We start from the raw sequence: 7,376 nt of genomic DNA, 5'->3' as shown, positions 1-7,376 counted from the left end.
CCGCCTCGGGGCCGGCCCGGCCGGGCCGGCCCCGCCTCCCCCGCCTCATCCCCACGACCCGCCAAGGACGTGACTCATGACAACCGCCGCCACCGCGCGCATGCTGCTGTCCATCGACGACCTCACCGACGAGGACCTGCGGTCCATCGTCACCCGCGGCGCCCACTTCGCCTCCGGCGCGGGCCGCGGCGAACAGCCGCTGGCCGGCTGGGTCGCCGGCATCTACTTCAAGAAGACCTCCACCCGCACCCGTACCGCGTTCTCCGCCGGGGCGCTGCGGCTCGGCGCGCAGATCGTCACGTACGGGCCGGACGACCTCCAGACCAACACTGGGGAGACCGTGGAGGACACCGGGCAGGTCATGGCCCGGATGCTGGACGTGCTGGTCGCCCGCACCGCCGGGTCCGACGAGGAGCTGTTCGGCCTGTCCGGCGGCGGGCGGCTGCCCGTGGTCAACGCCATGAGCGCGGCCGAGCACCCCACCCAGGGGCTGACCGATCTGACCACGCTCCAGCTGGCATTCGGCCGGGTCGAGGGGCTGAGCCTGCTGTACGTCGGCGAGGGCAACAACACCGCCGCCGCCCTGGCCCTGGCCCTCACCCGCTTCCCCGGCACCAGCCTGGAGCTGCGCACCCCGCCCGGTTACGGCGTGGCGCGGCCGGTGCTGGACCGGGCCCGGGCGCAGGCACGACGGTACGGTTCCCGGATCGCCGAGGCACACCACATGGACGGCCTGCCCACCGGTGTCGACGCCGTCTACACCACCCGCTGGCAGACCACCGGCACCAGCAAGCCCGACCCCGACTGGCGCACGATCTTCGCGCCGTTCCAGGTCACCCGGGCGCTGTGGGAGCACTCGCCGAAGGCGCTGTTCCTGCACGACCTGCCGGCCCACCGGGGGGAGGAGGTCACCGCCGAGGTGCTGGACGGGCCGGCCGCCATCGCCTTCGACCAGGCGGAGAACAAGATGCACAGCGCGATGGCCGTCCTGGAGTGGATCCGGCACGGCGCGGTCGCCGACGCGACCGGTGGGACGGCGAGACTGTGACCACGGCACCCTCCGCGCAGCGGGCGACCGGACCGGAGTCCGAGCCCCTGGCCCCGCTGCGGCACAACCGCGACTTCGTCCTGCTGTGGGTCGGCGCCGCCGCCACCGCGCTCGGCGCCCGGGTCAGCGGCATCGCGTATCCGCTGCTGGTCATCTGGACGACGGGGTCGGCGAGTTCGGCCGGCATGGTGGGGTTCGCCGCGCTGCTGCCCAATCTGCTGGTGCAGATGCACGCCGGGGCGCTGGTCGACCGGTTCGACCGGCGCCGCTTGATGATCCTGTGCGACCTGGGTTCGCTGCTCGCCACGGGTGCGGTGGCCGCGGCCGTGGTCGCCGGTCATGTGTGGATCTGGCTGCTGATGGCGGCCACGTTCGTGCAGGGCAGTCTCGCGATCTTCTACCGGCTCGCGGAGCGGGCGGGCGTGCGGCACCTGGTGCCGGCCGCCCAGCTGCCGAAGGCGCTGTCCGCCAACGAGGCGCGCACCCAGGCGGCGGGCCTGTTCGGGCAGCCCGGGGGCAGCGTCCTGTACGCGGTCGGCCGCTCCGCGCCGTTCCTGCTGGCGACGGCCGCGCACGCCGTCTCGCTGTGCTCCCTGCTGATGATCCGGGGGAAGTTCCAGGACGAGCGCCGGCAGCCGCCCGGGAACCTCACCGAGGAGCTGCGCGAGGGGCTCGCCTGGACGTGGGGGCAGCGCTTCCTGCGCTGCGGCATGCTGCTGATCAGCGGTTCCAATCTGCTCTTCCAGGTCCTTTCGCTGGCCCTGATCCTCATCATCAAGAACCACGGCAGCTCCGCGGCCCTCGTCGGTGTCATCACGGCGGTCAGCGGACTGGGCGGCATGTTCGGGGCGCTGACCGGGTCCTGGTGGATCCGCCGGGCGGGTCTGCGGACGCTGCTGATCGGGGGGTCGGTCGGCTGGGCGCTACTGATGCCGCTGGTCGGCCTGACCGGCAACCCGCTGCTGCTCGGGACGATCTTCCTCGGCGCCGCCCTGATCGGCAGCGTCACCAATGTGGCGGGCGGCATCTACCAGGTGGCCGTCACCCCGGACCGGCTCCAGGGCCGGGTCGGCGCGGCGATGGGGCTGATCGCCACGGGCGCCTCCTCGCTCGGCACGTTCGCCGGCGGCTTCGCCCTCCAGCGCTTCGGCACCACGACCACCGTGTTCGGTGTCGCGTCGCTGATGGCGCTGATCGCGCTGGCCTCCTTCCTGCTGCCCGCCGCCCCGCTGCCGACGCGGCCGGACCCCGCCGAGGAGAGCGCCACCGCCCCCGCCGGCGCCGCCGCCCCGGCATCGCACGACGACTGACGCACGTACCGCCGCCACACGACACGAAGAAGGGAACGACGTGACCACCACCACCGGCGCGCCCCTGCTGGAGCTGACCGCCGCCGACACCGGGACGCCGGCCACCCCGCAGGGCCTGCTGTCCTTCCTCGCCGACGGCGCGCGCTTCGGTAACCTGCTGACCGAGCACAAGGCCGTGGTCTTCCGGGGGTTCGGGCTGACCGCGGACACCGTCGACGCGGCCCTCGACCTGGTCCTGCCCAACCGGCTCGCCTACGTGCACGGCAACTCGCCGCGCACCAAGGTCGGGGACAACCTCTACACCTCGACCGAGTACCCGCAGCAGTTCACCATCTCCATGCACAACGAGCTGTCGTACGCGGAGCACTGGCCGCGCCGGCTCGCGTTCTTCTGCGAGCGGGCGGCGGAGACCGGGGGCGCCACCCCGGTGGTCGACGGCGCGGCCTGGCTGGCCGCCCTGGACCCGGAGGTCCGCGAGGCCTTCGCCGGCGGTGTGCGCTACACCCAGAACCTGCACGACGGGCTGGGCCTCGGCAAGAGCTGGCAGGACACCTTCGAGACCACCGACCGGCAGGCCGTCGAGGAGTACCTGGCGGGGACGAGCGCCGAGTGGGCCTGGCGGTCCGACGGCGGGCTGCGGGTCGGCCTGGTGCGTCCGGCCACCGTCCACCACCCGGTCACCGGCGCCGAGGTCTGGTTCAACCAGGCCGACCAGTGGCACCCGGCGGGCCTGGGCGACGAGGCCGCGGGCGCGCTCGCCCAGCTGCTGCCGCCGGAAGAGCTGCCGCAGTACGTCACCTTCGCCGACGGCAGCCCGATCCCCGACGCCTACGTCCTCCAGATCCGCGACCGGGGCCTTGAGACCGCCGTGGACGTCGACTGGAACACCGGCGACCTGCTGGTCATCGACAACGTGCTGGTCGGGCACGGCCGCCGGCCCTTCACCGGGAGCCGCCGGGTGCTCGTCGCCATGACCGACTGAGCGGCGCACCGCCCCCGCCTTCGTACGGAGAACCCATGACCCTGCCCACCGAATCCCCCGCCGCCGCCTCTGCGGTGGACCCGGCGCGCTGGTTCAGGCGCCCGCCGCGCGGCTCGCACCCCCGGGTGCGACTGGTGTGCTTCCCCCACGCCGGGGGCGCGGCCAGCCTGTTCCGGGACTGGTCCGAGGAACTGCCCGGCGGCATCGAGGTGCTGGCGGTCCGGCTGCCCGCCCGTCAGGACCGGTTCCGGGAGCCGCCCGTGGAGCGGATGGCCGAGCTGGCCGACCTGATCGCCGAGGCGCTGCGCCCGTACCTGGACCTGCCGTACGCGTTCTTCGGCCACAGCCTGGGCTCCGACATCGCCTACGAGGTGGCCCGGCGGCTGGAGCGGCGGCACGGGCACGGCCCGCAGCGGCTCTTCGTCTCCGGCGCCGCGGCCCCGCACGCCGGCGAGCCGGTGGACATCGGCGACTACGACGACCCGGCCCTGATCGCCGAGATCCAGCGGCTGGGCGCGCCGGGCACCGAACTCCTGGACGAGCCCGAGCTGGCGGCGCTGCTGCTGCCGTCCCTGCGGGCCGACTACCGGCTCAGCGCCGCCTACCGGCCCGCGCTCGCCGACCTGGACGTGCTGCGCGCGCCGATCACCGCGCTGATCGGCAACCACGATCCGCTGGTCCCCGTGGCGGAGGCGCTGACCTGGGCGCAGCTCACCAGCGGCGGCTTCAACCACCGGGTCTACCCCGGCGGCCACTTCTACCTGGAGCGGCATCGGCGCGCCCTGCTGCGGCTGATCCAGGCCGTTCTCCTGCCGGCCTGAGGGAGCATCCCATGCCCGTACCCGCCGATGCGGCGTCCCGGCCGGTGGACCCGGCACGGACCCAGGTGTGGTGGTGGGGGCTGCCCGAACGGGTGGACCCGGCGGACGCGGCCCTGCTGGGGCCGGCCGAGGAGGCGCGGCTGCGGCGGTTCGGCAGCGAGCGGGCCGCGGCGTCCTTCGCCCGTTCCCGGGCCGCCGCCCGGCGCGCGCTGGGCGCGCTGCTCGGGGTGCCGGCGGCCGAGGTGGTGCTGGGCCGGGCGGAGTGCCCCGGTTGCGGCGATCCCGGTCACGGGCCGCCACGGCTCGTCCACCCGGCGGTGCCGCTGGGCATCAGCCTGTCCCGCACGGCCGGCCGGGGGCTGCTCGCGGTGCGTGCCGGGGCGCGGGTGGGCGTGGACGTGGAGGCGCTGCGTGCCGTGCGCGGCGAGGCCCTGGCCCGGACGGCGTTGACGCCGGGTGAGCGCGCGGCCGTGCTGCGGGTGCCGCCGGGGCCGGGGCGGGACCGGCTGCTGCTGCGCGCCTGGACCCGCAAGGAGGCCGTGGTCAAGGCCGTCGGCACCGGCCTCACGGGCGCGCCGAACCGTCTGGAGACCCAGGTGGCGCGCCCCGGCCCGGTGGTGATCGCTCACCGGCACAAGGCGGCGGACACCGTATGGTCGGTGGCCGACCTGGATCTGGGCGAGGGCTACGTGGCAGCAGTGGCGACCGAGGGGGCGGCCGGTGGCCCGGCCGTCGACATCCATCCGCGCACACACCGAGACGAGGACCCGTCATGACCGTGCAGACCACCACCGCCGTACCGGCCCGCGACGCGGACTGGGAGGAGTTCCTCGACGGGCTGTCCGCCGCCGTCGCGGCGGCCGACCCGGGCACCGCCTACGACTGGGAGGCCCGGGAGCGGATGCGGTTCTCGGCCTGGGTGCGTCATGTCTACGACGACCCGCGCGCCGTTGCCCTGTTCGACCGCCCGGAGCCGCCCGCCGCGGCCGAGGCCCGCCGCCGGGAGGCGGCGGCCCTGGCCGGACGGCTCGACGCGGGCCGGGCGGTGGCCCGCCCGGTGCGGCCCGGCTGCGAGGTATGGGCCGCCGCGGCCACGGCGGCGATGTGGGAGATCACCGGGGCGGCGCTGCGGGCCGAGCGGCGCCCCCCGCGCGAGCACGTGGTCGCCGACGTGTGGACGGTCGTACGCACCCTGCTGCTGCCGGCCGTGGACCGCTTCACCCCGGTGTTCCGCCGCGCCCGCGGCTCGTGGTGACGGCCGTCCGTCAGTGCCGGAGGATGCCGGTGTCCTGGCGGCGCTGGGCCGGCAGCAGGCAGGGGCGGCTCAGCTCGTGGGCGAACAGCCGCACCAGCGCGTGGCAGCCGTAGATGGGACGGCCCTGCTGGTCCAGTCCCTTGATGGTCAGCAGGGAGCCGTCGACCAGTTCCTCAAGGCCGCGCTCGGCCTCCGCCTCGGAGGTCTCCAGGACGAACGCCATCTGCTGGGCGGTGCAGGACCCGTCGGGGAAGCCGGTCAGGCCGCGCAGGGCCGCGCGGCCGGCGCGGGACAGCGACGACAGGGAGCGTCCGAACGCCTGGCGCACGCTCAGGTCGCCGAAGCGCAGTTCGTCGAGCCGGGTCCGCGGGTCGGCGAGCCTCGGCGCCAGCCGGGCCGGCGACCAGTGCGGGCGGGCCGCGAGCCGGGTGCCGGTGATGCGCAGCGCGAGCGGCAGCCCGGCGCAGTGCGCGAGCAGGGCGGCGGAGGCGTCCGGTTCGGCCGACAGGCGTTCGCGGCCCGCCGCCGAGGCGAGCAGGGTGCGCGACTCCTCGGCGTCCAGCGGACCGAGCCGGACGGTCTGGGCGCCGGGCACCTGGGTGAGGTGGGTGCGGCAGGTGATGAGCACCGAGGCCGTCGACGTGCTCGGCAGCAGCGGCCGCACCTGGAGGTCGCCGACCGCGTCGTCCAGGACGACGAGCAGCCGCCGGCCGGCCGTGCGGGCGCGGTAGAGCCGGGTCAGCTCCTCCAGGTCGTCGTGGACGCCGGGGGCGTCGATGCGGGGCTCGCCGAGCGCCCGCAGCAGCCGGACCAGCGCGGCGCACGGGTCGCGGGGGGTGCCGTCCGGCTCCCGCAGCTCCACGTACAGCTGGCCGTCGGGGTGGTGTCCGGCGCTCAGGTGGGCGGCGTGCACCACGAGGGCCGTCTTGCCGACGCCCGCCATCCCGGTCACCAGGCAGCGGCGGGGCTGCCAGCCGGGGGGGTCGTGGGGTTCCAGCACGGCGCGCAGCACGGGCAGTTCGGCGGACCGCCCGGTGAAGTCCTCCACGTCGGGCGGCAGCATGGCGGGCGCGGAGGGGGCCTGGAACCGGTCCCGCAGGGCGATCAGGGGCGGGGACTCCAGCCCGATGCTGCCGTTCAGCACCGCCTGGTAGGTGGCGTCGAGGGCGGCGCCGGGATCCACGCCGAGCTGGTCGGCGAGCACCTTGCGCGCGTCGTGGTAGACGTGCAGGGCGTCGGCCTGCCGGCCGCACCGGTAGAGCGCGGTCATCAGCTGGGCCCGCAGCTGCTCGCGGACCGGGAACCCGGCCACCAGGCCGGTGAGTTCGGCGAGCACCTCCTCGTGCCGGCCGAGCGCCAGGTCCGCCTCGATCCGGCCTTCCAGGGCGAGGGTGCGCGCCTCCTCCAGCTGCGGCAGCTCCGTCTCGCGCAGATGGTGCGTGGCGTTGCTGAGCGCGGGCCCCTGCCACAGGGCGAGGGCCCGGTCGAGCAGGGCGGCCGCCTCCCGGTACCGGCCCTCGCCGAGCGCGGCGCGGCCCTCCTGCTCCAGCCGTTCGAACTCCAGCAGGTCGATCCAGCTGTCCCGGGTGGCCAGCACATAGCCGGGCGGGCGCCGGACGATCTCGATCTCGTCGCCGAGCCGTTTGCGCAGCCGCGACATGTAGGTGTAGATCTGCGCGCCGGCCGTGGCGGGCGGGTCCCACCCCCACAGCAGCGAGGTGAGCCGCTGGTCGGACACGACCCGGCCGCGGGCGAGGAGCAGCGCGGCGAGCACGGTGTACACCTTCGACCCGGAGAGGGGGACCCGGGTGTCCCCGGATCTCGCCTCGATCGGTCCGAGAACTCGGAACTCCATGTCTCTCCCCCGTTCGTTGGTCAGTGCGCGGTGGCACTGGCTGCGGCCGACGGTAGGAGGGGAGGCTTTCGGCCGATTATCGCTTCGATTTCACACCGATCCCGG

At 75.1% G+C, this 7,376-nt stretch carries 7 protein-coding genes; 6 read left to right on the top strand and 1 reads right to left on the bottom strand.

Going from position 1 to position 7,376, the window contains the following annotated elements; translation table 11 throughout:
- Positions 1-76 precede the first annotated feature (76 nt).
- Genes ACSP97_RS26905 through ACSP97_RS26880 form a run of 6 tightly spaced genes read left to right on the top strand, consistent with a single transcriptional unit; the run spans position 77 to position 5,416 of the window.
- Complete coding sequence (locus tag ACSP97_RS26905; RefSeq protein WP_355149443.1) at positions 77-1,048, top strand: ornithine carbamoyltransferase; 972 nt, start codon at positions 77-79, stop codon at positions 1,046-1,048.
- Positions 1,045-2,358 (top strand): MFS transporter, encoded by a 1,314-nt coding sequence (locus tag ACSP97_RS26900; protein ID WP_440554623.1) that lies wholly within the window; start codon positions 1,045-1,047, stop codon positions 2,356-2,358. The genes ACSP97_RS26905 and ACSP97_RS26900 overlap by 4 nt, the downstream gene beginning before the upstream one ends.
- A 40-nt stretch (positions 2,359-2,398) precedes the next feature.
- Positions 2,399-3,340, top strand: a complete 942-nt coding sequence (locus tag ACSP97_RS26895) for a TauD/TfdA family dioxygenase (protein ID WP_440554621.1) — start codon at positions 2,399-2,401, stop codon at positions 3,338-3,340.
- Between the two features lie 35 nt (positions 3,341-3,375).
- Complete coding sequence (locus ACSP97_RS26890; protein ID WP_440554619.1) at positions 3,376-4,161, top strand: thioesterase II family protein; 786 nt, start codon at positions 3,376-3,378, stop codon at positions 4,159-4,161.
- An 11-nt stretch (positions 4,162-4,172) separates the two neighbouring features.
- On the top strand, positions 4,173-4,937 hold the full coding sequence (locus ACSP97_RS26885) for a 4'-phosphopantetheinyl transferase family protein (RefSeq protein ID WP_355328515.1): 765 nt from the start codon (positions 4,173-4,175) through the stop codon (positions 4,935-4,937).
- Positions 4,934-5,416, top strand: a complete 483-nt coding sequence (locus ACSP97_RS26880) for a hypothetical protein (protein WP_355149433.1) — start codon at positions 4,934-4,936, stop codon at positions 5,414-5,416. Before ACSP97_RS26885 ends, ACSP97_RS26880 begins: the two co-directional genes overlap by 4 nt.
- Positions 5,417-5,426: 10 nt before the next feature.
- Here ACSP97_RS26880 and ACSP97_RS26875 read toward each other — a convergent pair whose 3' ends face one another.
- Positions 5,427-7,271: an AfsR/SARP family transcriptional regulator gene (locus ACSP97_RS26875; protein WP_355149430.1), complete on the bottom strand. Its 1,845-nt coding sequence runs from the start codon at positions 7,269-7,271 to the stop codon at positions 5,427-5,429.
- Positions 7,272-7,376 lie beyond the last annotated feature (105 nt).

The organism is Streptomyces sp. SCPE 10 (genome assembly GCF_051980735.1).
Lineage (GTDB): Bacteria > Actinomycetota > Actinomycetes > Streptomycetales > Streptomycetaceae > Streptomyces > Streptomyces misionensis.
This window is presented reverse-complemented; position numbering and strand designations above follow the sequence as displayed.

Excerpts from the sequence above, each read along its gene's own strand:
- ACSP97_RS26880 (WP_355149433.1), top strand. The coding sequence starts at position 4,934 with ATGACCGTGCAGACCACCACCGCCGTACCGGCCCGCGACGCGGACTGG.
- ACSP97_RS26875 (WP_355149430.1), bottom strand. The coding sequence starts at position 7,271 with ATGGAGTTCCGAGTTCTCGGACCGATCGAGGCGAGATCCGGGGACACC.
- ACSP97_RS26885 (WP_355328515.1), top strand. The coding sequence starts at position 4,173 with ATGCCCGTACCCGCCGATGCGGCGTCCCGGCCGGTGGACCCGGCACGG.
- ACSP97_RS26890 (WP_440554619.1), top strand. The coding sequence starts at position 3,376 with ATGACCCTGCCCACCGAATCCCCCGCCGCCGCCTCTGCGGTGGACCCG.
- ACSP97_RS26905 (WP_355149443.1), top strand. The coding sequence starts at position 77 with ATGACAACCGCCGCCACCGCGCGCATGCTGCTGTCCATCGACGACCTC.